General features: G+C 63.2%; 19 protein-coding genes and 1 tRNA gene. 12 read left to right on the top strand and 8 right to left on the bottom strand.

Translation table 11 applies throughout. The features are described from left to right. The first annotated feature begins 146 nt into the window (after positions 1-146). Genes SH412_RS09170 through SH412_RS09165 form a run of 3 tightly spaced genes read left to right on the top strand, consistent with a single transcriptional unit; the run spans position 147 to position 833 of the window. Positions 147-395, top strand: a complete 249-nt coding sequence (locus SH412_RS09170; protein WP_336523207.1) for a hypothetical protein — start codon at positions 147-149, stop codon at positions 393-395. Next, positions 392-697: an HNH endonuclease gene (locus tag SH412_RS28585; RefSeq protein ID WP_419555776.1), complete on the top strand. Its 306-nt coding sequence runs from the start codon at positions 392-394 to the stop codon at positions 695-697. The genes SH412_RS09170 and SH412_RS28585 overlap by 4 nt, the downstream gene beginning before the upstream one ends. Beyond that, positions 582-833 (top strand): hypothetical protein, encoded by a 252-nt coding sequence (locus tag SH412_RS09165; protein WP_336523206.1) that lies wholly within the window; start codon positions 582-584, stop codon positions 831-833. The genes SH412_RS28585 and SH412_RS09165 overlap by 116 nt, the downstream gene beginning before the upstream one ends. 778 nt (positions 834-1,611) lie before the next feature. Here SH412_RS09165 and SH412_RS09160 read toward each other — a convergent pair. Continuing rightward, on the bottom strand, positions 1,612-2,901 hold the full coding sequence (locus tag SH412_RS09160; protein WP_336523205.1) for a mandelate racemase/muconate lactonizing enzyme family protein: 1,290 nt from the start codon (positions 2,899-2,901) through the stop codon (positions 1,612-1,614). A 304-nt stretch (positions 2,902-3,205) separates the two neighbouring features. Between SH412_RS09160 and SH412_RS09155 the strand changes: the two genes are divergently transcribed. After that, positions 3,206-4,843: a carboxylesterase/lipase family protein gene (locus tag SH412_RS09155; RefSeq protein WP_336523204.1), complete on the top strand. Its 1,638-nt coding sequence runs from the start codon at positions 3,206-3,208 to the stop codon at positions 4,841-4,843. A 141-nt stretch (positions 4,844-4,984) separates the two neighbouring features. Here the strand turns inward: SH412_RS09155 and SH412_RS09150 are convergent, their stop codons facing one another. Beyond that, positions 4,985-6,376 (bottom strand): sulfatase family protein, encoded by a 1,392-nt coding sequence (locus SH412_RS09150; protein WP_336523203.1) that lies wholly within the window; start codon positions 6,374-6,376, stop codon positions 4,985-4,987. Between the two features lie 10 nt (positions 6,377-6,386). Then, a complete protein-coding gene (locus SH412_RS09145; RefSeq protein WP_336523202.1) occupies positions 6,387-9,110 on the bottom strand; it encodes a cation-translocating P-type ATPase in 2,724 nt (907 codons plus the stop codon). A 188-nt stretch (positions 9,111-9,298) separates the two neighbouring features. On the opposite strand from SH412_RS09145, the gene SH412_RS09140 reads away from it, so the two are divergent. Then, positions 9,299-10,423, top strand: a complete 1,125-nt coding sequence (locus SH412_RS09140) for an SGNH/GDSL hydrolase family protein (protein ID WP_336523201.1) — start codon at positions 9,299-9,301, stop codon at positions 10,421-10,423. Positions 10,424-10,842: 419 nt separating this feature from the next. Continuing rightward, a complete protein-coding gene (locus SH412_RS09135) occupies positions 10,843-12,138 on the top strand; it encodes an HD-GYP domain-containing protein (protein WP_336523200.1) in 1,296 nt (431 codons plus the stop codon). Positions 12,139-12,360: 222 nt separating this feature from the next. Here SH412_RS09135 and SH412_RS09130 read toward each other — a convergent pair whose 3' ends face one another. Beyond that, the gene (locus SH412_RS09130) at positions 12,361-13,905 is read right to left on the bottom strand and encodes a DUF1501 domain-containing protein (RefSeq protein WP_336523199.1); all 1,545 of its coding nucleotides are present in this window, start codon (positions 13,903-13,905) and stop codon (positions 12,361-12,363) included. 238 nt (positions 13,906-14,143) lie between these two features. Continuing rightward, complete coding sequence (locus SH412_RS09125) at positions 14,144-15,412, bottom strand: hypothetical protein (RefSeq protein ID WP_336523198.1); 1,269 nt, start codon at positions 15,410-15,412, stop codon at positions 14,144-14,146. A 338-nt stretch (positions 15,413-15,750) separates the two neighbouring features. Between SH412_RS09125 and SH412_RS09120 the strand changes: the two genes are divergently transcribed. Continuing rightward, on the top strand, positions 15,751-17,127 hold the full coding sequence (locus tag SH412_RS09120; protein WP_336523197.1) for a DUF1501 domain-containing protein: 1,377 nt from the start codon (positions 15,751-15,753) through the stop codon (positions 17,125-17,127). Between the two features lie 129 nt (positions 17,128-17,256). Then, positions 17,257-18,894 (top strand): YifB family Mg chelatase-like AAA ATPase, encoded by a 1,638-nt coding sequence (locus SH412_RS09115; protein WP_336523196.1) that lies wholly within the window; start codon positions 17,257-17,259, stop codon positions 18,892-18,894. A gap of 475 nt (positions 18,895-19,369) precedes the next feature. On the opposite strand, the gene SH412_RS09110 is transcribed toward SH412_RS09115, so the two are convergent. The 3 genes from SH412_RS09110 to SH412_RS09100 form a co-directional block, all read right to left on the bottom strand. Next, entirely contained in the window at positions 19,370-20,671 is a 1,302-nt protein-coding gene (locus SH412_RS09110; protein ID WP_419555790.1) for an IS4 family transposase, read from the bottom strand. Positions 20,672-21,047: 376 nt separating this feature from the next. Next, positions 21,048-21,121: transfer RNA gene (locus SH412_RS09105), tRNA-Arg, on the bottom strand. 122 nt (positions 21,122-21,243) lie between these two features. Next, positions 21,244-21,981: a hypothetical protein gene (locus tag SH412_RS09100; RefSeq protein WP_336523195.1), complete on the bottom strand. Its 738-nt coding sequence runs from the start codon at positions 21,979-21,981 to the stop codon at positions 21,244-21,246. 121 nt (positions 21,982-22,102) lie between these two features. On the opposite strand from SH412_RS09100, the gene SH412_RS09095 reads away from it, so the two are divergent. The 4 genes from SH412_RS09095 to SH412_RS09080 all read left to right on the top strand — a co-directional run bounded on the left by SH412_RS09095 (position 22,103) and on the right by SH412_RS09080 (position 26,151). Continuing rightward, positions 22,103-24,310: an RHS repeat-associated core domain-containing protein gene (locus tag SH412_RS09095; protein ID WP_336523194.1), complete on the top strand. Its 2,208-nt coding sequence runs from the start codon at positions 22,103-22,105 to the stop codon at positions 24,308-24,310. A gap of 18 nt (positions 24,311-24,328) precedes the next feature. Then, the gene (locus SH412_RS09090; protein ID WP_336523193.1) at positions 24,329-24,718 is read left to right on the top strand and encodes a toxin-antitoxin system YwqK family antitoxin; all 390 of its coding nucleotides are present in this window, start codon (positions 24,329-24,331) and stop codon (positions 24,716-24,718) included. 178 nt (positions 24,719-24,896) lie between these two features. Continuing rightward, entirely contained in the window at positions 24,897-25,082 is a 186-nt protein-coding gene (locus SH412_RS09085) for a hypothetical protein (protein ID WP_336523192.1), read from the top strand. A gap of 151 nt (positions 25,083-25,233) precedes the next feature. Beyond that, on the top strand, positions 25,234-26,151 hold the full coding sequence (locus tag SH412_RS09080; protein WP_336523191.1) for an ATP-dependent Clp protease ATP-binding subunit: 918 nt from the start codon (positions 25,234-25,236) through the stop codon (positions 26,149-26,151). The last annotated feature ends 47 nt before the right edge of the window (positions 26,152-26,198 follow it).

Here is a 26,198-nt window from a genome sequence, read left to right as displayed (position 1 = left end):
GGCTCCTGACAAACGCCGGCGTGGAAATTCGATCCGAAGTCCGTCGAACGACGACATATGCGACCCCGGCGAGGTCGCAGAAACTGCTTGGATCCGCGGTCGTTATCGTTTACACTTGTCGCTGTTTGCAGGATCAAGGGAACAGAATGTCCACCGCCGAATCGCTGCCGGTCTATGAAGAACTTCTGGACTTACTTGCCGACACCGCCAACGTCGACCGGCTCGTGGCGTTTCGTCTGTCGGACAAGCGCCAGGCACGGCTGGATGAACTGCTGCAGCGTAGCCGCGATGGCCAGCTCACCGAGACTGAACGCGGCGAGCTGGAAGAATTCGAGCGGTTGGAGCATCTTGGCCGGATGCTGAAAGCGCGTGCGCGGCAGAAACAGCGGCGATGAGTTCCCGGCCCTCCGCGCAACTCCGCCGCAAGGTCGTTGAGCGGGCAGACAGCCGGTGCGAATACTGCATGATCCACCAGGAAGACGCCGTTTCCACGCATCAGGTCGATCATGTGATCGCGGAAAAACACGGCGGAAAGACGGCATTGGAGAACCTCGCACTGTCCTGCATGACGTGCAATCTTCATGACGTGCAATCTTCGCGAGGGGAGCGACCTCTCGTCAGTGGATCCCGTCTCAAGTTCCATCGTACCGCTCTTCAACCCGCGGACGCAGATCTGGCAAGAGCACTTTCGGCTTGACGGCGTCCGTCTGGAGGGACTCTCTGCCGAGGGGCGAACCACCGTCGAATTCCTGCAGTTGAATTCCTACGAACGGCTGGCGGAACGGAGCGAGCTGGCTGCCGCCGGACGGTTTCCGCCTGTACGGTCCGAGTAGACGTCGCTTGAGATGCTCGGCACACTCGGGAGTTACGTTGCTCCTTGGCCGCCGGCGAGCCTCATTGACCTCTCCCGGGGCATGCGGACACGATTGCTTGGAATCCAGAGGTGTCGGAGCGAAGCGCTCCTCAACCGCTGGCGACCCTCTTCGAGGTCACGGAGCACCGCGTGCCGCTTCAAGCGCCGCACCAACTCCGTACCGCATTTCGCATCCCGAATGGATGCCAGAAGGTCGCCAGGGGTTGAGCGCAGCGACACCCCTGGAATTCGCGCACATCGCGCACACATTCGACCCCGCAGGGGTCGCAGAAGATCGTGCATGGAGCGAAAAACGGCGATTGCGAATGTGCGACCCCGTCAGGGTCGGGAGGATGGGACACATAGATGGCGGGCGAAGCGCTCGAAATCCAGGGGTGTCGGGGCGAAGCGCTCCTCAACCCCTGGCGACCCTCTGTGACCTCTTCGAGGTCACGGAGCAACGCGTGCCACTTCAAGGCTCGCAACAACTCCACCCCGCATTTCGCATCCCGCAGGGATGCCAGAAGGTCGCCAGCTTGGGGGACGCCTTCAGCGGATGTCGCCGTGGGAATTCGCCCGCGAACTGTTGCGGCTGGCCAGGCACGTGAAATTCTCCCGCGATCCGAAGTAGAAATGCGGACCGACGACACCGCAGCCGCGCAAGACGTCCGGCGAACGCAATCACCACATCTCGACGGCAACACTCCTGGCCGCAGCCGGGGCGAAATAACACCCTGAAACGGGCGAGGCTGCCCACCCTACGGCACGCGAGTGATCCGGTACTGCGGGTGGTTGGTGTCGAACAGCTCCTCCAGCAGCCGCACGCCCAGGCCTGGTCGTTCCGGCAGCGCGATGTGGCCGTCCTGCACGACGACCTTGTCGTCGATGAGTCGCGGGTAGAGGCTGGCGATGTGGGCGCGGACGGTTTCCTGATAGGTCACGCCCGGCACGGACGCGGAGACGTGCAGGCCGCTGAAGAGGGTCAGCGGGCCGGTGCAGTCGTGCATCAGGACCGGGACGTTGTAGATCTGGGCCAGCTCTGCGATGCGGCGGGTTTCGCTGACGCCGCCGACCCAGGTCGGGTCGATCATCACATAGTCGGCCCCGCGCTGATTGAGGACCTGCCGATAGACGTCGCGTGAGACGAGCATCTCGCTGACGGCGATCGGCACACCCGCCCGCTGGCGGAATTCGACAATGGTCTCGACGCTGTCCGGCCGGATGACGTCTTCGAGCCAGAGAGGCTGGATCTCGCGGAACGCCTCGGCGATCCTCAGCGCGGCCGGCAGCGCAAAGAAACCGTGCCCGTCGAACATCAGCTCCATCTTGTGGCCGAGCTTCTCGCGGATCGTGCGGAAGGGGGCCATTCCCCGGTCGATGTCTTCCCAGCTCACGCGCAGGCCGCCCGATTGCTGGTAGACGCCGTCGAACGACCAGAGCTTCATGGCGCGGTAGCCGGCCTCGTAGAGCTCCTGCGCCAGTTCGGCGGGTTCGTTGAGGCTCTTCCAGTTGTCTTCGAGGGGGCCGGGCTTGCCGCCGTCGCCGTGGCCCGGCCAGCCCTGTCCGCTGGCGTCACCCGGCTTGCGACCGCCGTAGAGAGGGCCGCCGCTGCTGTTATAGACGGGAATGCGATCGCGGACGGGGCCGCCCAGCAGCCGCCAGATCGGCTGCTTTGTCAATTGGCCGAGGATGTCCCAGAGGGCCAGATCAATGGCGGAGATCGCCCGGAGTTCCGCGCCCGTGCCGCCGAAGGCGGTACAGCGTTCGTAGAGGAACCGCCAGTGGCTTTCGATGGCCAGGGCGTCGGCCCCGAGCAGCCGGCGGGCCATCCAGTCGTGCAGGACGCTGGCCACGCCGTGGGGAGCATAGTACGTCTCGCCGTGGCCGATAACCGGCACGCCGTCGACGGTCCCGGCGTCGGTGTGAATCCGGATCAGCAGCAGTCCCGGCATGACGTGATCGGGGACCACGCGTTCGATGGCGGTGATGCGGGGGCCGCGACGGTAGGCATGTTCCTGCAGGGGGCTGCTGGCGGGGGACGGCGACATCGGGCGACACTTTCTATGGGCGAGCGGGTTCAATGTGTGACTGTGGGTGCTGTGAACTCGATGAAGAATCGAAAAGTCTACGAGGTGAAGCTGCTGGCGTCGACAGTCTCCGGAACAGGGCAGACGGGGCTGGACCGAAGGGAAGCCCCGGTCTTTGACTTGAGTGATTGGATTCTGCAGGACCGGGGCATCGCGAAGACGCTCCTGCCCCGGCCACCCGACACGAGGTTCTGCTGAAACCCTGCCGGAGTTTGTCGGGTAGCTTTTCGAGAACGCAGGCATTTCGTTGTCCAGGGAATTCCGCATGTTGCCGATTCACCACATCGCAGCAGCCCTCGTCTTTGCCGGTTCCCTGACGACAGATCTGCTGGCTGCGAATGCGCCCCAGGTTAAAGTTACCGGCGGCCTGATTTCCGGGACCAGCGTCGTGCAGGACGGCCAGCCGATCCACGTCTTCAAGGGAGTTCCCTTTGCCGCTCCGCCGGTCGGAGACTTGCGCTGGCGACCGCCGCAGCCGGTGATCGGGTGGCAGGGAGTTCGGCCGTGCGTGGAGTACGCGCCGGCCTGTCCGCAGCCGGCGGATGGTATCTATTCCTTTGCCTATCGCCAGCAGTCGGAAGACTGTTTGTGTCTCAACGTCTGGACGGAGTCGCTGGACGCGAGTGCGAAGCGGCCGGTGATGGTCTGGATTCATGGCGGCGGGAATCTGATCGGCGGGGCGGGAAATCCGGCCTACGACGGTCGACATTTCGCAAAGGCTGGCGTCGTGCTGGTGAGCATCCAGTACCGACTTGGCGCGTTCGGCTATCTGGCTCACCCCGCCTTGACGGAGGAAGCCCAGCGGCTGGACGGCCGGGCCGCCTCTGGAAACTACGGGCTGATGGATCAGCTTGCGGCACTCAAATGGGTGCAGGAGAACATCGCCCGGTTCGGTGGCGATCCGCAGCGCGTGACGATCTTTGGCGAATCGGCCGGGGCGGCGAACGTGACGCATCTGATGGCGTCGCCCCTGGCCAAAGGGCTGTTTCACCGGGCGATTGCCGAGTCAGGATACTTTGGAGAGCACACGCCCCATTTGAAGGAAAGTTCGGGGATTCGTTCGGCGGGGGAGGAGAACGGCCAAAAGTTTGCCGAACGACTGGATGTCACTGAGACCGACGCAGCCGGGCTGGCGGCGCTGCGAAAACTGCCGGCTGAGAAGATCCTGTCCATTCCGATGACGATCGGCGGGCTGTCGCTCGGCAAGAACGCCTTTCAGTTCGGGCCGGTCGTGGATGGCTACGTCCATGCGGAGGAGCCGCACGATGTGTGGGCGGCGGGGAAGATGCATCCGGTCCCGCTGATCGCGGGGAGCAATCTCGACGACGGCTCGGTCTTCTCGGCGGGGAATCCGATCCGTCGGCTGCCGGGGTTTCGTCTGGTGCTGCGGACGATGTTCGGGCCGGATGCGGCCCGGGCCGAGGAGATCTTCCCGGCGAAGAGTGACGCGGACGTCTCCGCCGCGGCTCACCAGTTCATCACGATCATGAGCTTTCGCGCGCCGGCCCGGCGGCTGGTCCGCTGGGAGGAGGCGGCCGGGAATGAGGCGTGGCTGTATCACTTCTCGCGGAATCCGGGAACGGGTCGCGCGGAACGGAGCGGCGTCTTTCACGGGCTGGAGATCATCTATGTCTTCGGCAATGCGCCGGTCGGGACGAAAGATGTCGACCGCCAGCTCTCGGCGGACATGCGGCAGCGGTGGGTCAATTTTGCCGCCTCGGGCGATCCCAACGGCAAACCGGGCGATCCGGTCTGCAGGACCGTGACGCCGGAGTGGCCTGCGTACCGGAAGGCGACGGACGAGCACCTGGAGTTTGGCGACAGGGTGAGCGTGGGGCGCAAATTGGATGCGGACGCGTGTGACCTGGTGGATCGCGCGGCGGAACGGCGCGGGCGGAAGTGACGCCACCGGCGTCACCCAGGTGTCGTCGCCGATCGGCGGGGTGACGGTGCGGAGGACGTCCAGGATTCTCTTCGCGCCCCTGCATGTCTCCGGCACAATTGCCCTGGCGGGCGAGCCGCCAGTGGCACACGTTGTGCGGCGTCAGTACGCGTCGCTCAGAACCGGATCGTTGATTGACTCCTGCCAGGCCGTCAGATCGGACTGGAGTTTCTGCAGCACATCCGCCTGGCCTTTGGCGTTGATCAGGTTCTTTTCCTCGTCGGGATCTTTCTGCAGATCGTACAACTCGTCCATGCCGCGGGCGCGGAAGTGGCGGATCAGCTTGAAGCGGTCGGTGCGGATCATCCGCATGTAGGCCAGGCCGCCATTATGGAGGTCGTACATGCCGAAGACGGCCGGAACCGGTTCCAGCGGCCGGCCGCGCAGTCGGGGCGAGTAGTCCCGTCCATGTACCGTCAGCCCCTCGGGAAGCGTCACTCCGGCGACACCGAGCATCGTGCGGAACATGTCGAGATTCTGCACCGGCTCGTCGACCACATCTCCCGGCTTGACCACGCTCGGCCAGCGGACCAGCAGCGGCACGGTGATCGACGTTTCCCACATGTTTGGCCGTTTCGGACCCCGCACGCCTCCCCGCCACCACTGGCCGTTCCCCTTGGTATCGACGCCGTGCCGGCCGTTGTTATAGCCGTGATCGCTGGTAAACAGGACCAGCGTGTTGTCGGTCAGCTTCAGCTCGTCGAGCGTCGCGAGGACGCGGCCGATGTTCCGATCGACCGACGAGATGCTGGAGTAGTAATCCCGCTGCCACTTCTTGAGGACGTCCGGGTTTGAGTCCGGCAGGTCGGGGATCGACGGATCGAGGTCCTTGTAGTGCGCGGAGTCCTCATCCGGAACCGGCAGATACGGCAGATGCGGCGCGCGAAAGTGCAGGCAGACCAGGAACGGACCCGCCTGGTTCTTCCGGACAAAGTCGATGGCGCTGTCGGTCAGCAGATCCGGGAGCGGGCCGGTGAGCTGCTGTTCCTTCCCTTCGACTTCCAGCGTCGGATTCATCGGCTTGTTGCCGCCGCCCAGAAATCCGAAGAAGTGGTCGAACCCCTTCTGGTGCGGATGAAACTGCGGCCGGTCCCCCAGATGCCACTTGCCGATCAGGGCGGTCCGGTAGCCGCTCTGCTGCAGCAGAGCGGGCCAGGTCGTCTCATTCAGCCCTACGCCTGCCGCCGCCTCGTCCGGAGCGATCCAGTCGTGGATCTTCACCTCCGACGGCCAGCGGCCGCTGAAGTACGTCGCCCGGCTCGGCGAGCAGACGGGCGTCGCCGTCGTCGCATTGCGGAAGAGCGCCCCCTCGCGGGCGATGCGGTCCATGTGGGGCGTCTGAATCTCCGTATTGCCATACGCTCCGACGGCCCACCGGGCCTGGTCGTCGGTCACGATGGCGACGATATTGGGTCGATCGGCGGCGCACGCGGGCATTCCGGCGAGAAGAACCATCAGTGGTGCGATGGCGTTCAAACGCAGCGAGAAGAACATCGGCAGACTCCTAAACCGGACGACGTCGCAGGGCGGCCTGGATCAGTTTGGCGACTTCAATCACAGTCACCGGGACCAGCGAGAGGCCGAGAATCACCAGCCATTCCCAGGTGAGATGCGTGTCGACTTCGAAGACCGGACGGACAAACGGCACGGTCACGGCCGTGAGCTGCAACAGTCCCGAGACGACGATCGCGCCGAACAGTTGTGGATTCGAGAACGGACCGATTTCCGGCATGGTATGCCGCTGACTGCGGCAGCCGATCGCGAAGAAGAGCTGCGAAAACGCCGTGATGCAGAACGTCACCACCTGGGCGTGGGCGATGTTTTCGAGATTTGTCTTGTCGCCCCGATAGACCCACCAGAACCCGATCGCCGCGACGGTGGCGATCAGGGTTCCATGAAACAGGATCAGCCAGCCCCGTTCGCGCGTCAGCACGCCCTCGCGCGGCGGGCGGGGCGGACGCTGCATGATGTCGCGGTCAGGCGGCTCCATTGCGAGCGCCAATGCCGGCAGCCCGTCCGTCACGAGGTTGATCCACAGGATCTGAATCGCCAGCAGCGGCATCGGCCAGCCGATCAGGGCGGCGAAGAACATCAGCAGCACTTCGCCCGCATTGCACGACAGCAGGTAATGCACCACCTTCTGAATGTTGTCAAAGATGCCGCGGCCTTCTTCGACGGCATTGACGATCGACGTGAAGTTGTCGTCCATGAGGACCATGTCCGACGCCTCCTTGGTGACATCGGTGCCGGTGATCCCCATCGCAATCCCGATGTCCGCCGCCCGGACCGCCGGGGCATCGTTCACGCCGTCCCCCGTCATGGCGACGATCTGTCCCCGCCCCTTCCACGCCTTCACGACGCGCAGCTTGTGCTCGGCGGAGACGCGCGCGTACACGGCAATGTGCTCGACCTCGTTCGAGAGTTCTTCGTCCGACAACTGATCCAGATCCCGTCCCGTCAGGACGCGATCCCCCTCGTCGGCGATATGCAGCTCGCGGGCGATCGCCTGGGCCGTTTCGGGATGGTCGCCGGTAATCATCACCGGACGGATGCCCGCCGTCCGGCTCCGTCGAACCGCGTCGCGGACCTCGTCCCGCGGCGGGTCGATCATCCCCACCATGCCCGCAAAGATAAGATCTCGTTCGTCGTAGTCCGTGTCGGGTCGCTCCGGATGTTCACGGTATGCCATGGCCAGCACCCGCAAGGCTCGGGACGCCAGTTCAGAGTTCCACTGCATGATCGCCGCCCGGCGGGCTTCGGTCAGGGGCCGGACCTGGCCGTCCACCAGTTCGGCGATGCTCAGCCCCAGGATGACTTCCGGGGCGCCCTTGGTGTGCATTACCGGCGCACCGCCGTCGCCGCGTACCACCACCGACATCGCCTTCCGCTCGGAATCGAACGGAATCTCGTAGAGAACATGCCTGGATCGTGCGCGGGCCTCAAGGCCCGCCTTCATCGCTGCGACGATGAGTGCGCCTTCGGTTGGATCGCCGATCACCTGCCAGTTCTCGCCATCGCCGCGAGGATTGAGGGTGGCGTTGTTGCAGAGCGACGCAGTCGTGAGCAGTTGCAGCAGCCCCGGTTCCCGTGACGGTGGCACAGCCGGACCTGCTTCGCCGCCGGACTGCTTCAGAAACTGGCCGTGCGGCGCATAACCCGCTCCGGTCACGTCGTACCGGTCACTACCCGCGAGAATCTCCCGCACGGTCATCTCGTTGCGGGTCAGCGTCCCCGTTTTGTCCGAGCAGATCACGGTTACCGAGCCAAGCGTCTCGACGCTCGGCAGCTTGCGGACCAGCGCATTCCGTTTCACCATCCGCTGCAGCCCCAGCGCCAGCGCCAGCGTCACCACGGCGGGCAGGCCCTCGGGGACGGCCGCGACCGCCAGGCTGACCGAAACCAGCAGCACTTCGAACCACTTTCCGCCGCGCCACAGCTCCATCGCGAAGATGACGACCACGATCGCCAGGCAGACGACGACCAGGACTTTTCCCAGCTCGGCGAGCCGCCGCTGGAGCGGCGTCGGCTCCCGCTCCGACTGCTGCAGCAGCCCCGCAATGCGCCCCAGTTCGGTCTGCATTCCCGTCGATGTCACGACCGCGCTGGCTTTGCCGGCCGCGGTCACCGTTCCCAGATAGAGCATGTTTCTGCGATCGCCGAGCGAAGTCCCGGCGGGCAGCGCAACGCCCGCGTCCTTGTCGACCGGGACCGATTCCCCGGTCAGAGAGGCTTCCTGAACGCGCAGGGCAAAAGCCGTCAACAGCCGCGCGTCGGCGGGGACGTTGTCGCCCGCTTCGAGCTCGATCCGGTCTCCGGGGACCAGTTCCGAGGCCGGGACGGACTGCAGCGTTCCATCACGCAAGACTTTGGCCGTCGGCGACGACATTTTCTGCAGGGCGGCGAGCGCTCGACCCGCCTTTTCTTCCTGCAGAAAGCCGATCACTCCGTTGACCAGCACGATCGCCAGAATGGCCGCCGTATCGGCCCATTCGCCCATCACGCCCGAAATGACCGCCGCGAAGATCAGAATCCAGATCACCAGTTCTCTAAACTGGTTCAGCAACCGTCGCCACATGGGGACCGGCGGCTCCTCGGCGAGCGAATTCGCCCCCCAGCGTTCCCGACGACGGACAACTTCGTCCCCGGTCAGGCCCCGCTCGCCGTCGACCGACAGCCCTCGCAGCACGTCGGCCGCCGGCATCGTCTCCCAGGCCTGTGTCTCGCTCACGGTTCGCACCTTTGATCGCTCCGACTCATGTCGCATTCTTGTGTGCATAATCCGGAAGCTGCAGTCTCACGCGTCCCCGAGCGGACTGCAACCGCCCCCCCCCCTTAAAAAGCTGGTGATTGACAGCAGGATCGGACTGTCGAATACTCCGCGAAAGTCTGTCACCCGTCCCTCCCTTGGAAAACCGCATGCTCCGGCTGTTCTCGCTCACAGTGGTCATGGTCAGTTTGCTGGGACATCCTCTGCGGGTCCGCGCCGAGGACTCCGTAGCGGACATTCGGCTCACGCTGCCACCCGTCGGCTATGCCGTCGCCGGGGCCGAGATGAACGTCTACTTCGACAACATCGTCCTGACGCAGCATCCGGAGCAACTCCGGTTCGTCGTCAGCAGCGATCTCGGAACCGCGGAAGCCGGCCGCTGGACTGTTACGCCTGCAGCGACCGACGTCGGCGACCACGCCTGGAAGGTCGTCGTCTTCGACGGCGATCGGAAGCTCGCCGAACAGTCGATGACGTGGCGCGTCGCCCCGGTCACCGCGGGGGCGGGACGCCATCTGACGCTGCTGATCGTCGGCGACAGCCTGACGCATGCGACGATCTATCCGAACGACCTTGCCCGCCGGCTCTCAGAATCGGGGATGCCCGCCTGGACCATGCTCGGCACGCATCGCCCGGCCAGCGCGCAGCCGGGAGTCGCTCACGAAGGCTATGGCGGCTGGACGTGGGAGCGTTTCGTCAAACACTACGAGCCAAACCCCGATCCCGCCCAGCGCAAACACAGCAGCCCGTTTGTCTTTCTGGAAGACGATCAGCCGAAGCTCGATGTGCCCCGCTACTTCCGCGACTCCTGCGGCGGCAAGACGCCGGATGTGGTGACGTTTCTGCTCGGAATCAACGACTGTTTCGGAGCCAACCCGAACGACCCGGCCGCGATGGATCAGCGGATCGATCAGGTCTTCGCCCAGGCCGAGACGCTGCTGAAGGCGTTTCACGAGGCGGCGCCCAGGGCCGAGCTGGCGGTCTGCCTGACGACGCCGCCAAACGCCCGCGAATCGGGCTTCGAGGCCAATTACAAAGGAAAGTACACCCGCTGGGGCTGGAAGCGGATCCAGCACCGGCTCGTCCAGCGACAGCTCCAGCAGTTCGGCGGTCGGGAAACCGACGGGGTTTTCGTGGTGCCGACGGAACTCAATCTCGATCCAGTCGGCGGCTACCCGGACAACAATGGCGTGCATCCGAATGCGACGGGGTATCAGCAGGTGGCCGCTTCGCTGCATGCGTGGCTGATGAGTCGGATGGACTCGGCGAGGTAATCGATGTCGGAAGCGGAAGAAATTGCTTGATTCCGATATCGCCGTGTGAAAACCTGACGAGCTTTCGCCATGTCACGTTTCTGCGAACTCGATCCCAATCGGCCGTTGTCCCGCAACGGTCGCTCCACGGCCGCAGGTACTTTCGCACAAAAGACTTCTGCCTGACACTCCAGCGCCCATCGCCCTGCACACAACATCACAATCTGCGCGGGTGCGGATAAGATTCGCTGTTATCCGTCCAGAGAATCTTGCGCGATCGACACAGGCGTTTTGTCTGCATGTCGCATCCAGATTTGCACTGAACTCTCGTCTAAGTCTCCATCCCAGAACCGCCGATCAAGATTCTTTGGAGAAACGAATTTCGAAGCACCGCAAGAGTGTCGATTGGTCGACAGTTTCACGGAATCCAGGAAAACGCAATGGCCAGCGCCGTCTCGGTCCCGCTCAATGCGCTCCGCCTGAACGAAAACCTTGAGTATCCCGTCTATTCCCAGGATGGCACGCTGCTGCTTGCCGCGGGCCTGATGATGACGGAAAACTTTCTGGACAAGCTCCGCGCGCGTGGCATTTTCGAGGTGCTGCTGAACGCCGTCGACGCTCAACGACTCACCGGAAACGATGGTCTTCCGGAGCGCGAGGAGCAGCAGCTCCGGATGCTGGAAACGGCTCTGAATCGTCAAATCGATGAGTTTGTCCAGAATAACGGTCTGCGCGTCCGCAATCGCGGCCCGTCCGTCGCGGACGAGGTCGTCTGGCACGGGAAGTCCGACTACTGCAGCGAACATCAGGCGCAGGCTGCGGCGCTCCACCAGCACAATGCGGCGGCCGTCGAATCGATGATGAATCGAATCGCCGCTGGAGGTGCAGTCAGCGGAGGCGAGAAGGTGAGCCGGGGAACGGACGGTTCCTTGAAATCCCTCGTTGCCGACTTTGCCTCAACCATCAGCACCACGTTCTCTGCAACCGGCAAACGGTCGCTGGCCGAGCATTCGACAAAGATGGCCACGCTCGGGATGGCCGTGGGGATCAAAATGGGTTTCGATGCGGACAACGTCCGCCTGATCGGGATCGCCGGCATGCTCGCCGATCTGGGAATGGCGAAGATTCCGCAACACCTGCTGGATGCCCGGCGCTGCCTGTCTCCTGGAGAAATGCTCGACATCCAGAAGCATTCGATCCACACGGCGCACCTCATCGAGCAGATGAACTCGCTGCCGAAGATCGTCTCCATCATCACCTATCAGGTCCACGAGAAACCCGACGGCTCGGGGTATCCCCGCGGACGCACGACGAAGTCGATCCATCCGATGGCCCGGATTGTCCACGCGGCCGACGCGTATGCGGCGATGACGGCCCCGCGTCCCGACCGCCCGCCGATGCTGGGATATGCCGCAATGGTTTCACTGCTGCAGCAGGCCGAAGCCAGGAAGCAGGATCCGGATGTCATTCGCGGTCTGGTGCGTTGTATCGGCATCTATCCAATCGGCAGCTATGTCGTCCTGAGCGACGGGTCGGTTGCCACCGTCCTCCGCCTCAATGACGACCTCCCCTTCCAACCGATCGTCCGACGTGTCCTGGACGCTCGGGGTCGCCAGATGGCGGAGACGGGCGAAGAGGCTGTCGTGGACCTCAAGGACTCCGACTTGACCATCGCCAAGCCGATTCCGGGACCGTTCACCAACGAAATCGTCGATGACCGCCGGCTCCGAAATTGATCGTCGGACGAGAGGTGCCGTCGGCTGATCGCCGTGCACATTCAGCGCGCATCGCCGGATGGCCGGGGCCCTTGGAATCCAGACCGGGGCTTCCCTGCGGTCCAGCCCCGGCCACCCCGCCGGGGCAGGAGCGTCATCGCGATGCCCCGGTCTGTGCGTGTCAACTCGAAGACCGGGGCTCCCCTTCAGTCCAGTCCGGGCCATTCGCGCCATGACCACGAGCTACATCAACCCCGCGATCGGGGCCCCGTGGTAAATCGGATGCGGCCGATTGACCTCGTCGTGCCACACGGCCGTGTCGGGAATCCCCAGCGACTGGTAGATCGTTGCGGCCATGTTCTCCGGCTTCTGCAGGTTGCTCGCCGGGTAGGCGCCGACCGCGTCCGACGAGCCGATCGCCTGTCCGCCGATCACGCCGCCGCCGGCGAAGAAAACGCTCTGCACGGCCCCCCAGTGGTCGCGTCCTGCTCCGACGTACGAATCGGCCAGCGTCGAAAGCTTGGGCGTCCGGCCGAACTCGCTCCCCATCACGATCAGCGTGCTGTCGAGGAGCCCGTTGACTTCGAGATCGTCCATCAGAGCGCACAGGGCGCGATCGGTCGGCGGCAGGAGCCGGTCACGCAGCCGGTGGAAGATCTCGCCGTGGTTATCCCAGGTTTCGTTGTTGCCAAGGTTCACCTGCACCAGACTCACGCCGGCTTCGACGAGCCGATAGGCCATCAGCAGCGACCATCCAAAGCTGTTCCGGCCGTAACGGATCTGCGTCTCCTCGTCGGCCCGCGTGACGTCGAACGCCTTGCGGACCGACTCCGCGGAGAGGAGCGACACCGCCGATTCGCGGTGGTTGTCGTATTGCTGCATCGTCGCCGAGCGCTCCAGTTCGGCCCGCTGGCGGTCGAGTTCGCGAAGCAGTTCTGTCCGACCGTTGAGCCGACTCAGACTCAGGCCGGGCGAGAGCTTGATATTGGGGGCCTCGAAGACGCGGTCGTCCGAATGCTTGGGCGGCTTCCTGGTCTCGTTCGGAAACGTGTATTCGGGGTAGGCCCCGCGCCAGAAGGGATCGCCGTACGGGGAGGCTTCGATAAAGAACGGATCGCGATGCTGTCCCATCAAGCCGCCAAAGGCTCCGGGGATCGTTCCGCCGGACCAGTGGACCAGTTTCTCGGGCAGCACGACCGCGGGCGGCAGATTGTTCGCCTGCTGATGCCGGACGGCATCGCCGGCAACTGAGGCAATCGACGGCCAGTCGGACGAGCGGGGCATGCGGTCGCCGCGGAAGCCGGGGGACGGGATGCTTCGGCCGGTGAGCATGTAATAGTGACCGGCGGTGTGGTCGTTGGTCGGATGCGACAGCGACCGGAGGACCGACCAGTGCCGGCTGCGCTGCGACAGGCCCGGCAAGTGCTCGCAGATCTGCAGTCCCGGCGAAGCCGTGTCGATCGGCTGAAACTCGCCGCGGATTTCGAGCGGGGCTTCCGGCTTGGGATCGAAGCTCTCGTGCTGGGAGAGCCCGCCCGAGAGAAAGATATAGATGCACGAACGGGCTCGTGCCGCAGTCCCCGACCGATTTGCCGCCCTCAACGGCTGCAGATGATTCATCCCCAACCCAAGTAGTCCAACAGCCCCGGCCTGCACGGCGGTGCGACGGGAAATCCGCGGATGCTGCCAGCGCTGCGGTGAATGCATCGGATCGGCCCTGCGGACAACGAACGAACCGTCGGGAATTCCCGCCCCGACCAGACCCATCAAGAATAACTGATGAATCATCGGCTGTCACGTGGAATTGGCTGGAGCAAAGCTCCAAACGCCAAGCTCCAATCCGAAACTCGAAATTCTAAATTCTAAAAAGTTCCAAACACCAAACATCAAGTTCCAAATCGGAGATCTATCAGATTGTTAGCGGGTGGCCGGGACAGTAGCGTCTTCGCGATGCCCCGGTCCGGCGCCGTTGGAATCCAGACCGGGGCTTCCCTTCGGTCCAGCCCCGGCCACCCGGTGATGACCCTTAGCTCCGCAGAAACAGCGACTCCCGCGGGGCCTGATAACGGACCGCCAGGTGCGGCGTTTCCAGCCGTTTCTGTCCGGTGCCGATCGAACGGACTCCTGCTTCGACCAGGCCCGTCGTCAGCAGCGTTCGTTCAATCGGGCACGGAGCTTTGCCGGTCAGGAACGTCGCTTCCGCCTTGGCCATCAGTTCGGCGGAGTAGGTCACGTTTGGCGTCTGGGGGAGGTAGAACAGCGTCGAGAGGGGCTCGGCCCGGCCCTTGATTCTCGCGGCAAACGTGAAGTCGCCGACCAGACCGTTCATGAGCAGCATCGTCGCCTTCAGGCCATCGGCATACTCGATGCGATAGGCAATCGGGTCTTTGACCCATTCGCGGATCTGTTCCGGCGTCGGATGCCGATGGCTGAAGGTCTCCGGCTGGCCCAGAGTCTGCGTGCGACAGAGGCAGGCTTCGAACAGTGCCGGATCCCAGCCGCCCCCCTGCCAGTTTCCGGCTGCCATCGCCTGCCAGACGGCATCCCCGCGCAGGCCCTGCACGGCCACGACGCCGGTCTCTCCGCCGCGCCGACGTTCGGCCATGCACTGGATCACTTCGAGGGCGTGGAAGTCGTAGCTGTCGAGGCCGCCGATCGCCAGGCAGAGGATTTCTTCGACCTCGGCCTCGTAGGGCATGTCAATCGACGGCATCCGCCATGTGCCGGGGAGGGACGATCCGGCGGCGAAGCCGAAGTTCAGCTCGCGCGAGATGTCGACCATCTCTTTGGCCCAGTCCCATTTCCACGACAGATGCTTGTCATTGAAGACCGGCGTCGTCCGGCCGTCCCTGCGGAAGACGTCGGTCACCTGCTTGAAGAACTCGTACCGCGGATATTTCTTCTGGCCGTATTCGTTGTCAGGATAGTTGCCGTGTTCGCCGATGATCAGCACGGCGTCGACGGCCAGCGTGTCGCCGCCGCAACGGATCGCCTCGGCGACGGTCGGATAGATCGGGAATCCGAATTCCTTCGAGCGCAATCGGCTGAGGTCGTTTTCGGGCTGCTGGTCGACGTAGGCTGCGACGACGTCGAATGGCGGGTGATGCCACTTGCCCTGCGTCGGATAGCCGACGAGGAACCGTTCGGCCATGTGCCAGGCGTGGGATCGGTTCCGCCATTCGGTCGTGACGACCGCCAGGCGTTTCTTCGCCGGAGTCGGATCGGCCGCGAAGGAGAGAGATCCCAGTGACAGCCCGGCTCCCATTGCTCCCAGGAATTGTCGGCGAGTATGCATGGTTCCTCCGGATAGTACGCAAGATCGGCGATCCGTCCCCAGTCATAGCAACCTACGCGACAAATCGCATCAACAAACGGCGATGGAACAGTCGACACCATAACCGTGCAATGACGGGTGGCCGGGGCTGGACCGAAGGGAAGCCCCGGTCTTTGAGGGGATTTGCGTCGGAAAACCGGGACTTCGCGAAGACGCTCCAGCCCCGGCCACCCGGCCGCCTGCACAACCGGTCTTGCTTACGGACGCGCAAGCCCGTATGAATATGTTGTCGGAATACCGTTCCGATCCCGCCGATTTTCCCGCCCGACGCTGACTCCTCCCGCCGAGGATTTTTTCCGATGACTTCACCGCGTTTCGCATTTGATCGTCGAGACTTCCTGCGAGTGGGCGCCGCGGGCGTCATCGGGGCCGGGGTTCCCTTTGCGCCGAAGCCTGCGGACGCGTCGTCCTCGGGGATCGGACGGGCCAAGTCGGTGCTGCTGGTCCTGCTGAGCGGCGGGCCGAGTCAGCTCGATATGTGGGATCCCAAACCGGACGCCCCGGCCGAGGTCCGCGGCGAGTTTTCGTCGATCAATACCGCGCTCCCCGGCGTCTCGATCTGCGAGCACATGCCGAAGCTCGCCGAGCAGCTTGCCCGCTGGACGATCCTGCGGACCATGTCGCATGTGGAGCACAATCACCTGCTGGCCACGCACGTGGCCCTGACCGGGCGGCCGACGCCGCTGCCGCGCGGCGGCAGCGATCTGGATCGCGTCGAATCGCGGAACGACTTTCCGAATTTCGCCGCGGCTCTCGATTACGTCCGCCCGCGGAACGACGGCATTCCCTCGGGCGTGACGCTGCCGAACTATTACATTGAAGGCCCCCTCACCTGGCCGGGGCAGCACGCCGGGTTCCTGGGGCCGAAGCACGATCCGTGGCAGATCAATCACGATCCGAACGACGCGAACTTCCGCATCGATTCGCTGAGTCTGCAGCCGGGCCTGACCGCCCCGCGCCTCGTTTCCCGGCGCGAACTGCTCGATACGATCAACCAGCGGCCGACGCTCAAGGGAGACGGCCGGACGACGTCCTTCGCCGAGCAGCAGGACGTGGCCTTCTCGCTGCTGACGTCGGACAAGGTGGCCAAGGCGTTCAGCATTCAGCAGGAGGACGACGCGACGCGCGAGCGGTACGGCCGAAACAAGTTCGGGCAGTCGCTGCTGCTGTCCCGCCGGCTGATCGAAGCGGGGGTGCCGATCGTCCAGGCGGCGATGGGGATCGTGCAGACCTGGGACACGCACGTCGACAACTGGGGCCGGCTCAAGAATGTCCTGTTGCCGCAGCTCGACAATGGCCTGGCCGCCCTGATGGACGACCTGTCGGCCTCGGGCAAGCTGGAGGAGACGATGGTCATCGTGATGGGGGAATTCGGCCGGACGCCGCGCGTCTCGGTCCTCCCTGGCCAGACCGTCCCCGGCCGCGACCACTGGGCCCACGCCTACTCGGGCCTGTTCGCGGGGGCGGGGATTCGCGGCGGCCAGGTGGTGGGCGCGACGGACGCGATCGCGGCGTATCCGGTGACGCGTTCGTGGTCCCCGGCGGACGTCTGCACGACGCTGTTCGACGCGCTGGGCGTGAGTCACGACGTGGCCCTGTTCGACCCGCTGGGACGGCCGAATCATCTGCTGAACGGGAGCGTGATTGAGCCGTTGTATTCGGGTGTGGCGAGTTAACGGCCATCTGCGTTTTACCTTTCGCAATTCTGTTTCCGATCCGCTGCGCCCGATGGCGTCGACACCGACGGCCCGTGTACACTTTTGATATCTCATTTATGATGTCAGTGTTCCGAGGGTCTGCTGCCGATGAACGCCAAGATGCCTTTGTTTCGTCCGTTTTTGTCCAAACGCGAACTGGCAGATCTCACGAACCGAGATCACACGCTTCGAGGCGGAGTCCTGTTCGGGATTGAAGGCAAGCTGATCGAAATCCAGGCCCGCGCCTTGTCGGTTGATGATGAAGGCATGTCCTGGGGATCTGCCATTTCGATCACTGGAATGGCAAAGGGAGCAATTCGTGAGGCCACGGCGCGAATCATTGGTGCCTTTGCAAAGCTGCGAGTTCCCGCCCCGCAAGCAGAAATCCTAATCAATCTGGCACCAGCCGACCTTCCGAAGGAGGGTACGTGGCTTGACCTGCCGCTGGCGGTCATTTCGCTGCAGGCTGCAGGTCTTCTCCCCGACCTCTCCGAGAGCCGCGAGGACAGCTATATCATCATGGGCGAGCTTGGAATCCACGGCGAGGTCCGCCGTGTTCCCGGTGCATTGTCGCTCGCCTATGAAGCGAAGGCCGGGCAAAAGCTGATCGTGCCGGCTGAGAACGCAAAGGAATGCTGCCTGATTCTCGCCAAACCCGGGCACGAAGGCTGCGGCGTCTATCCGGTCACGCAACTCGAGGACGTTATCGCGTTCTTTGCGGGGAGGAAGAAGCTGGAGAACGCTCTGGCTACGCCGATCGAGTTCGAGAACGCCATCGATCGCGCGGTCGATTTTGGCCGGATTCGGGGACAGGAGCGAGCCAAACGGGCAGCGATGATCGCTGCGGCTGGCGGGCACAACATGCTCCTGATTGGCCCTCCCGGTGAAGGCAAGTCACTCATTGCCAGTGCGATCCCCGGTATTCTTCCGCGGCTTCGTGACGACGAGAAAGTCGAACTGACAAAGATCTATTCGGCGTGTGGCGAACTAGAACGCGATGGCATGGCCGTGACTCGACGGCCGATGCGTACTGTCCACCACTCGGCGTCGAAGCAGTCGCTCGTCGGCGGCGGCAGCGGGCTGGCACGCCCAGGTGAAATCACGCTCTCTCATTTGGGAGTTCTGTTTCTTGACGAACTAGCTGAATTCAGTGGACCAACGCTTGAGGCTCTGCGCCAGCCGCTGGAATCGGGCACCGTCACAATCTCACGAGTACAGGCTACTGTCAGCTACCCCTGTCGCTTCACGTTGGTAGCCGCTATGAATCCCTGTCCTTGCGGCTATTTCGGAACGCCGCAATGCACCTGCCGTAAAGCAGACGTGGAGAAGTATCAGAAGAAACTCAGCGGGCCAATTCTTGATCGCATCGACTTAAAAGTCGATATGGAACGACTGTCGGTGGAAGAGCGATTTGCACCGACCGAAGAAGGCGCTTCACCGCGAATTCGGGCTCGGGTTGAACGGGCGCGCAAACGACAGCACGAACGCTTTGACGGAAAGCCGATTCCGTTCAATGCTGCGATTCCGGGCGGGCATGTGCTGGACTACTGCCAGTTCTCCGACAACGCATTCAGTCAGTACAAGTCGACTATCACAGAAACGAGTCTTTCGACGCGCTCGATGGATCGACTTGCGAAGGTCGCCCGCACAATTGCGGATCTGGACAACAAGGACGACGTGCAGGCCGAACACGTCAATGAAGCGACAGCCTTCATTACGGGCGGGGCAATGCTTGTGAAATTCTAACGTCGAAGTGAATCGCTCACGGTCCCGAAGGATGTGGCTGCGACGGAATGATCTCCGCCGTCAATGTTTCTGCGACCCCTGCGGGGGCGAATGCGTGCGTGATGGGCGTGGATTCCAAGGGCCTCGTTGGCGCTCAACCTCCGACGACAGGCTTGCATTCCGTAGACCGCAAGTCGTCCGTTCGAATTCGACCGGCGGCTTTTTCCTGGCGACTGCCGAACGCTGGACTTGACGTGCCTGCCCGCGTCGGCGGGGGAGGGTATCGCCTTACACCGGCAGGCCGTCGCCAGTCCTCCTCGCGTAGGAGTTGCTGCGGGGGCAGGGGCTCAGCGTCATGCAGCTTCAGCCCTCCGGCCGCCAGAGAGGCTTGCTTTGCACAACGGCGAATACGCGCCCGGACTTCAACCCGACTGGTGGTGATGTGGTGGTATCGACAGGCGCCGCCCAATCTCGTTCGGCACGGTGCTTGCATAATCTATGGCGGCTGGGGGAAGGCGGCGAGGAGTTCTTCGTCGTCGGCCCAGCCGGTCATGTAGAGACAGACCATTTCATACGCTCGACGCGACAGGTTGCCTCCCGTCGCCAGGGCCAGGAGCAGCCCGGCGAGCAGCGAACAGTAGAGCTGGATCTCCACGCCCCGCGTCTTCGCCGAGAGCAGTTGCTGGCAGCCCAGCACCTGCTTCAGAAACCGGAAGAACAGCTCGATCTGCCACCGGCATTCATAGATTAGCACCACCTGTTCGGCCGGGAGATCCAGCAGCGTCGTGGCCAGGATCAGGCCTTCCCGCCCGGTCTGGTCGCTGCGAAGCCGCCCCTGCCTTGCCGAACTTGGTCGACCGGGCACTGGCTCGACGGTGATCCGCCGCACGACGTGATTGGTTCTTGCGGGACTGGCTCCGCTGCCGCCGCCCAGCGCGATCAGTTCATCCGCCACGACCCCCGCGGCGCGATCGGCTTCGGTGAGCGCGGGGAGTTGAACCGCATGACCGTTCGCGTCGTTGACCGGTCCCTCGACCACGCGACCGTCCCCGCGATTGAGCCGGCAGACGTAGTCGCAGCGGGCTTCGACCAGTTCGTTGAACACCACGGCCGAGCGATAGCCCCGGTCCAGAATATAAAGGTCTCCCGGCGCACCGGCGGGTTGCGGTTCGCGGGCCTGGATCTGCTGGAGCGTGACGGCGCGCTCGGAGTGCGGCCCTTTGGCCGGCTCCTCGGTGAGGGTCGAGGCCACGACCCTCTGGTCGTGAATGCGAAGCTGGGTGTGCAGCCGCCACTGGCCTTGAGAACCGCGTCCCAGCCGGGCGGCGATCTGCGGCAAGGCCGACAGCACGGTCCCGTCGACGGCGACGAGACGTTCGACGATCGGGTTGGGAAGGCGTCCCAGCCGACCGCTGCGGCTCACGCGGAACTGATGCCGGGCGAACTGGCGGCGGAGTTCGTGAACGAGTCCTTCCAGGAGCGAGGGATCGAAGACGGACGAGGCCTCGGAGAAGGCCCCGGCCGAGACCTTTTGCCCGCCGGCGAGCTGTTGGACCTTTTTCAGTCCCGAGGCTGCGACGAGCGCCCGGGCGGACTTGAGAACGGGGTTGAAGAAGCCGATCAGGAGGAGCGCGGCATACTGGCTGTAGAACAGCTGCCGGTTGCGAGCGGTGTCGCGTTCTGTCCCGCAGGGAGCCAATCGTTGCAGCAGCGGAAAGATGCGCCGCAGCAGGACGGTCCCGGCCAAAGGACCAATCAGCTCCCGCCGCTCCTCCTCCGTCAGCCCCTTCTCCGCCATCGCCACTCCCTCCGCAGGGAGAAAGACTACAATCTCAATCGGCCTGCGCAAAAAGCGTGCCGAACGAGATTGGGCGCCGCCTGCGCATGCCTGACAAATGTCACACGGCGGGCTCTGGGCCGGCGACCTCTTCGCCGACGCCCGCCGGACACGCTTGCACGTGACCTTGAACTGGCGAGTCGCGTTCAAGAAATCGCAGAAGCCTCCTGGTCGCCTGATGGCAGCTTCAAGGCTGTCAACGGCTGCGTCCTGCAGGGAAGCAAGCAATCGGCCAAAGCCGGGAACGAGTCCGAAGGCATCGAATCGGGGCGATCCGACCGAATCCGAAGAGGACCGTCAAGAATCCCGTTGCCTTTCAGTCTGCAAAATTGGCAAGTATCCCCGAGAGGGCTCGAACCTCTAACCTTTGGCTTCGGAGGCCAACGCTCTATCCAATTGAGCTACGGAGACACGACGTCGCAGCATGCGGCGGCGACGTTGAGAACGGTACGAAAGGGCCTGCCGAAAGTCAATTCATCGCCGCGGGAGATTCCTCCCCGCGCGGCTCGCGGTCGCGGCAGGTAGCGATTTTCCTACTGGTCCTTGAAGACTTCGTGGCAGCGGCTGCAGGTTTCCATGCCCGCCGCAAAGTGCTTGGCGGCGGCGTCCTTGTCCTTGGCCTTCACCGCTCTGGCCGCAGAGGCCATGTGATCGGCCAGTTCCTTGGAAAGCGAGTTCCACTTTGGGATGTCGCCGGGATTCTTGACTTCGTGGGTGTCGGCGTGCGTCGCCAGGGCCAGCGTCGCGATCGCCAGGCAGTTCCGGCTGTCGGCCGCCGGGTCTTTGGGACGACGCAGCAACCGTCGCATCAGCGTTGCGCGGGCGTTCATTTCCTCCATCGATGGATGCATGCGGGTCAATTTGGCCCAGTCGTATTCGACGGGGGCTCCCTTGGCTTCGCCCTTCACGGCCGCCTGGAGTTGCTCGACGCCCTTGCCGGCGTCGGTAAAGGTCTTGCTCCGGGCAATGACAATCGCCGCGTCACGCAGGTTCGGCGCCGCGGCTTTCAACTCGCTGGCGGACGGGTGCTCGGCGATGGCCTGGGCCGTGACAGCGAGCATGCTGGCGGCCTGGCGGATCTTGTCGCCGTGCTCTTCGTACGATTCTTCCGTCTTGAGCAGGTCGCCGGTCAGGTCGGCGATCCGGTCGTTTGCTTCCGCAACCAGATCCTCGACGGGGGCGAATTCGTCCAGTTTGACGGGGAGTTCGGCCACGGCGGCCGTCGTCCCGACAGTCAACGCCATCACGCTCCAGAGCACCAGCTTGTGCATCACAGTCCTCAGTCTTCGGATGAGAGTCCCGGCAGGGCGACTGCGCGGGCAGTTCGCCTCGAATGGGCGAATTGTCCCGGTTGGAAGCGGGAGGTGTCAAGCGCCCGGGCGGCGGACACGGGTGATCGAAGCGACCGGTTCCACCGGCTGGAGCGAACTGACGGCGACCGACTGGTCGAACCTGACGACGTCCGGCTGGTCCGGGCTCGGCGTCTCGGCGGGCGAACAGGCCCGCGTCACCTGGAGTTACGACCCGACCGGGCAGCTCCTCGCCGAGGCCCGCAGTGGGGCGAACGCTTACCGCACGACCTACGTCTACGACCCGTCCGGCAATCGCACGGTGGAAATCACCGAGACAGATCGGACGACCAGCGTGTATGATGGAGCCAATCGGCTGCTCGGGTCGACCTCGTTCTCTGGCAACACGACTTACAGCTACGACCCGGCGGGGAATCGCACCCGCCTGGAAACGCCGGCGCTGGAGCTGACCACCTACACGTGGAACGCCGAGAATCAGCTCATTCAGATCGAACTTCCCGCGGGGGACGTCGTCACGCACGTCTGGTCGCCGGTCAACAAGAACGCCGAGGAGCGGATCGTCGAGCAGGACGACGGCGTGATCGTCACGCGGTTCCTGTGGGACAACAACAACGTCGTGCGGGAGACCGACGAGGTCGGCGCGGTCGAGGCGGAGTACACCTACCAGGCGGAACCGTTCGGCGACTTGGTCAGCCAGCGGCGGGAGACGGACAGCTCGTACTACCGCTTCGACGCCTTGGGAAGCACGACCGGCCTGACCGACGCCACCGGGGCCGTCACCGACGACTACCGCTACCAGGCGTTCGGGGAACCGGTCGAGACGACCGGCGCGACCGAGAATCCCTACCGCTGGGTGGGGCAGGTTGGGTATCGGCAGGAGGAGGCGACTGGACTCTACAACCTGCGAGCGCGGGATTATGACCCGGCCAGTGGGAGGTTTGTGTCCCAGGATCCGACCGGATTGCGGGCAGGCGACACCAACTTTTATCGCTATATCACCAACCAACCGGTCCAGTACACAGATCCGACGGGCCTTGGCGACCCCAACTGGCCGCCCGGGTATTGGGTCATCGAAATCCCGTCGGACGAACCCGGAATTCCAGCTACTATCGACTTTCGTCCACCGCACACAAGTCCCAGCGTCATCCAATCCATCTTAAAATACAATCCCGGCGCTAAAGTTTTGCAATCTCCGAACTACATCCCGCCAGACAAGCCGCTTCCGCCCTTGCCAGACAAAGAAGGCACTACCGATGACGCCCTTCTGTCTAACTACGAGATTGACGTCCTCTGTGCGTGTCACGGCTACGAAATGGGGCGTCCTCTCACTGACCAGGAGCGAGCGTGGTTGGCGAGAATTGACTACCAGATCGCAAAGTCTCTGGACGATTGGTTCACGACAGCATTACTGAAGGCACTAGCCGGCAACAGCTTCTCAACGTTGGTACTCCGACGCGAGGAACTTCTCAAGGCCGCTCGTCAGGACCGCCGCAATGAGTTCCAATGCGAGCACGATTTCTTCCAAGGATCGCGTGATCAGGCCCGTTGCGATGCAGCCGCGACACTTGACTTCCTGGAGTTGATTGGCGGGCTCGGCGAACTCGGCTTGGCTGGACGGGCTCTTAGATTATCCAGTATCTCGCATGTCGATGATATGCCGGATACGTTTCGTCTTAATCGGCCTCGCGGAAGTCAACCGATCTGCAGACGAGACGGTTCGAGTCCTTTTGATTCCTGTCCCATTCGGTCCCCAGAACCGTCGATAGACGGGTCTCAGCCCCCCGCCCCTCAATCACCGGCGGATCGCCTTGCTGAACGCACAATGACGAGGGGAGAATGGGAGGAGTTCTACAGGCAACTCAGGACTGCCGCGCGAAGGGCCGGCGAAGAGAATGACTTGCGTCCTAAGAGATTTCGCTCACCTGTTGAGACTGGGCTAATAGACTCGCGTACTTGCGAGACATTCACCGGACTCAACAATACATCGCTCCCGACACCACTGCATCCATTCTTGAATGACCGGTTAAAGGATTTCTTTGAGAATACTGACATTGACTTGTTCCGCTGTAATGCTGATGAATTGGGTAGGTGGGTATACAGCCAGCCTGGCGAACACGCAGAGATGCAAGCGCTAAATGAGGCGTTGTGGGCGCGGACCCGCGCAGGCTTACCAATCGATCTTAGTGAATTGTGGATGGTGAATCGGTCAAGTTCCAAGAGCTGTCGGCAAGTTCCGCGGTGTGGGTATTGCCGCGACCTTACGCATGGTGTTAACGTGCCAACCGATTGAGCATAATGGAGGTGGCATATGCCGGTAGACTGGGATGATCTAGTTTCGGAAATAGACAGTACCTACTCGCATGAAGGGAAGCCGTTTCAGGGACAGGCAGTGGTTAGGAGGGAGAACGGATCGATTGAATCAGAAGTGTCATTTGAGAACGGCGTTAAGTCAGGGCCATTCGTTGATTACTACCCGAACGGACGGATTGAATGCCGTGGAGCAATGAATGGCAATGTCTATGATGGAGAGATTGAGTATCTCAACGAGGATGGAACGCTAAACAAATCTGAAACTTATGATCTCGGGATTTGCACCAAGCGCAAGGTGTTCAAAGATGGAGAAACCGTAGCAGAGTGGAGCCTTCCTGATGATGACCCTGTCCGTGGCCTCATCGCTGCTCGTCGCAGGCGTTCCTAGCGTCTGGTTGAGACTTCAGCTTCCTGTATGAATCGTTTCTGTGATTCTTTAGCCGTCTGCCGTGATCGCCGTGGGTGGGAGGGGGGCAGGTCGGCGGTCATTGCGGTAATCAGGATTGCAAGGAGTGGCCGAAGTTGATGGCAGCGAATATTGTGATGCGTCTTCATAGAACGGAGCGATGCCCCCGACACGACGGATCGTCGACCGTGCTCTACACATCCACTTCGTCGCGTTCTTAGACTATCGCGGTCGGCCGCTGCTGGGCCACGATCCTCCGAAGCGGATCGGGCAGAGAGTGCTCGGTATCGTGCAGGAACGGACTGGCGCGCTGGGCATCGACTTCGTGTTTGCGAGTTCGGAATAAGCCAACGGAATCTCAAATGCAGACCAGCGGGGCCGACGTTGTTGATCGAATCAGCACTGCAGCGCCTCGGGAAGGCAGCATGGCGCATCGTGCCGCGCAGTGTTGGAGATTGAACACGAGCAGTGCTAATGCTGGAGCAGTGGCGACCATAATGGCGCTTTCACCCATCATTTCGACACTCTTTCGCACCCGCCGCTGCCACCCGCTCCTCATCGGCCTCCCCGGCATCGGCCGCTCACATGCTGTTCAGGACCTAGCCCGGCGGGCATCGTCCGGCGAGATCCCCTTCCTGTCCGAACACAAATTCCGCTGGATCGACTGCCGGCACGTCAGCCCGGACGACAGCCGTGCTTGCCTGGAGTCGATCTTTGCGTCGACGGTTAACGAACCGAAGCTGGTGCTCTGCCTGGACGGCATCGCTTCCTTGTTACGCCGGGCTGGAGGCGGATCGAATCGGCCGCTCCTGTGCAGTCTGCTCGACCGACCGGGGCTGCGGATCATTGGCGTAATGACTCCCTGGGAGTACGCCGATCTCGTCGCCGGCGATGCCGAGATGCTGCGGTACTTCGCGCGGGTCGACCTCCACGAACCGGACGAAGCGACCGCCGAAGCCATCGCGGCCGAGCATGCCGCGGAGTTTGCAAAGACGCAGGATGTCGCGATCGCCCCGGAGCTGGTTCGCCGGACGGTGCAGTTGACCTCGCACTTTCTGCTGAACGAGTACCATCCCGCCAAGGACATCAACGTCCTCCGTGAAGCCTGCGAACGGCTGGCCTTCGAGCGGCTGATGCAGCACAGCGACCGGCACAACCTGGAACTGGCCGACATCGCCGCCGTGCTGCACGAGCGGACTGGCATTCCCGCCGAGACGCTGCTGGGGTGCGGCGACGAGACCGACTTCGCCGCCGCCCTCTCCGCCGCCGTGGTCGGCCAGCCGAACGCCGTCGAAACGGCCGCCCGCGAACTGCGGCTGATCAAGGCGGGGCTCTCCGCCCCCGGCAAACCGGCCTCGGCGATGCTCTTCGCCGGCCTGACCGGCGTGGGGAAGACCGAATTGGCCGTTGCGTAGGAGTTTTCCTGACTCTCCCCGGCAAGCTGGCATCTTCCCGCCTGTTT

It is taken from the genome of Planctellipticum variicoloris, assembly GCF_030622045.1.
Lineage (GTDB): Bacteria > Planctomycetota > Planctomycetia > Planctomycetales > Planctomycetaceae > Planctellipticum > Planctellipticum variicoloris.
This window is presented reverse-complemented; position numbering and strand designations above follow the sequence as displayed.

Coding starts and splice junctions, on each gene's coding strand:
- SH412_RS09150 (WP_336523203.1), bottom strand. CDS start 6,376: ATGTTCTTCTCGCTGCGTTTGAACGCCATCGCACCACTGATGGTTCTT.
- SH412_RS09085 (WP_336523192.1), top strand. CDS start 24,897: ATGCCCCCGACACGACGGATCGTCGACCGTGCTCTACACATCCACTTC.
- SH412_RS09120 (WP_336523197.1), top strand. CDS start 15,751: ATGACTTCACCGCGTTTCGCATTTGATCGTCGAGACTTCCTGCGAGTG.
- SH412_RS09155 (WP_336523204.1), top strand. CDS start 3,206: ATGTTGCCGATTCACCACATCGCAGCAGCCCTCGTCTTTGCCGGTTCC.
- SH412_RS09160 (WP_336523205.1), bottom strand. CDS start 2,901: ATGTCGCCGTCCCCCGCCAGCAGCCCCCTGCAGGAACATGCCTACCGT.
- SH412_RS09165 (WP_336523206.1), top strand. CDS start 582: ATGACGTGCAATCTTCGCGAGGGGAGCGACCTCTCGTCAGTGGATCCC.
- SH412_RS09100 (WP_336523195.1), bottom strand. CDS start 21,981: ATGCACAAGCTGGTGCTCTGGAGCGTGATGGCGTTGACTGTCGGGACG.
- SH412_RS09130 (WP_336523199.1), bottom strand. CDS start 13,905: ATGATTCATCAGTTATTCTTGATGGGTCTGGTCGGGGCGGGAATTCCC.
- SH412_RS09115 (WP_336523196.1), top strand. CDS start 17,257: ATGAACGCCAAGATGCCTTTGTTTCGTCCGTTTTTGTCCAAACGCGAA.
- SH412_RS09090 (WP_336523193.1), top strand. CDS start 24,329: ATGCCGGTAGACTGGGATGATCTAGTTTCGGAAATAGACAGTACCTAC.
- SH412_RS09125 (WP_336523198.1), bottom strand. CDS start 15,412: ATGCATACTCGCCGACAATTCCTGGGAGCAATGGGAGCCGGGCTGTCA.
- SH412_RS09110 (WP_419555790.1), bottom strand. CDS start 20,671: ATGGCGGAGAAGGGGCTGACGGAGGAGGAGCGGCGGGAGCTGATTGGT.
- SH412_RS09135 (WP_336523200.1), top strand. CDS start 10,843: ATGGCCAGCGCCGTCTCGGTCCCGCTCAATGCGCTCCGCCTGAACGAA.
- SH412_RS09080 (WP_336523191.1), top strand. CDS start 25,234: ATGGCGCTTTCACCCATCATTTCGACACTCTTTCGCACCCGCCGCTGC.
- SH412_RS09140 (WP_336523201.1), top strand. CDS start 9,299: ATGCTCCGGCTGTTCTCGCTCACAGTGGTCATGGTCAGTTTGCTGGGA.
- SH412_RS28585 (WP_419555776.1), top strand. CDS start 392: ATGAGTTCCCGGCCCTCCGCGCAACTCCGCCGCAAGGTCGTTGAGCGG.
- SH412_RS09170 (WP_336523207.1), top strand. CDS start 147: ATGTCCACCGCCGAATCGCTGCCGGTCTATGAAGAACTTCTGGACTTA.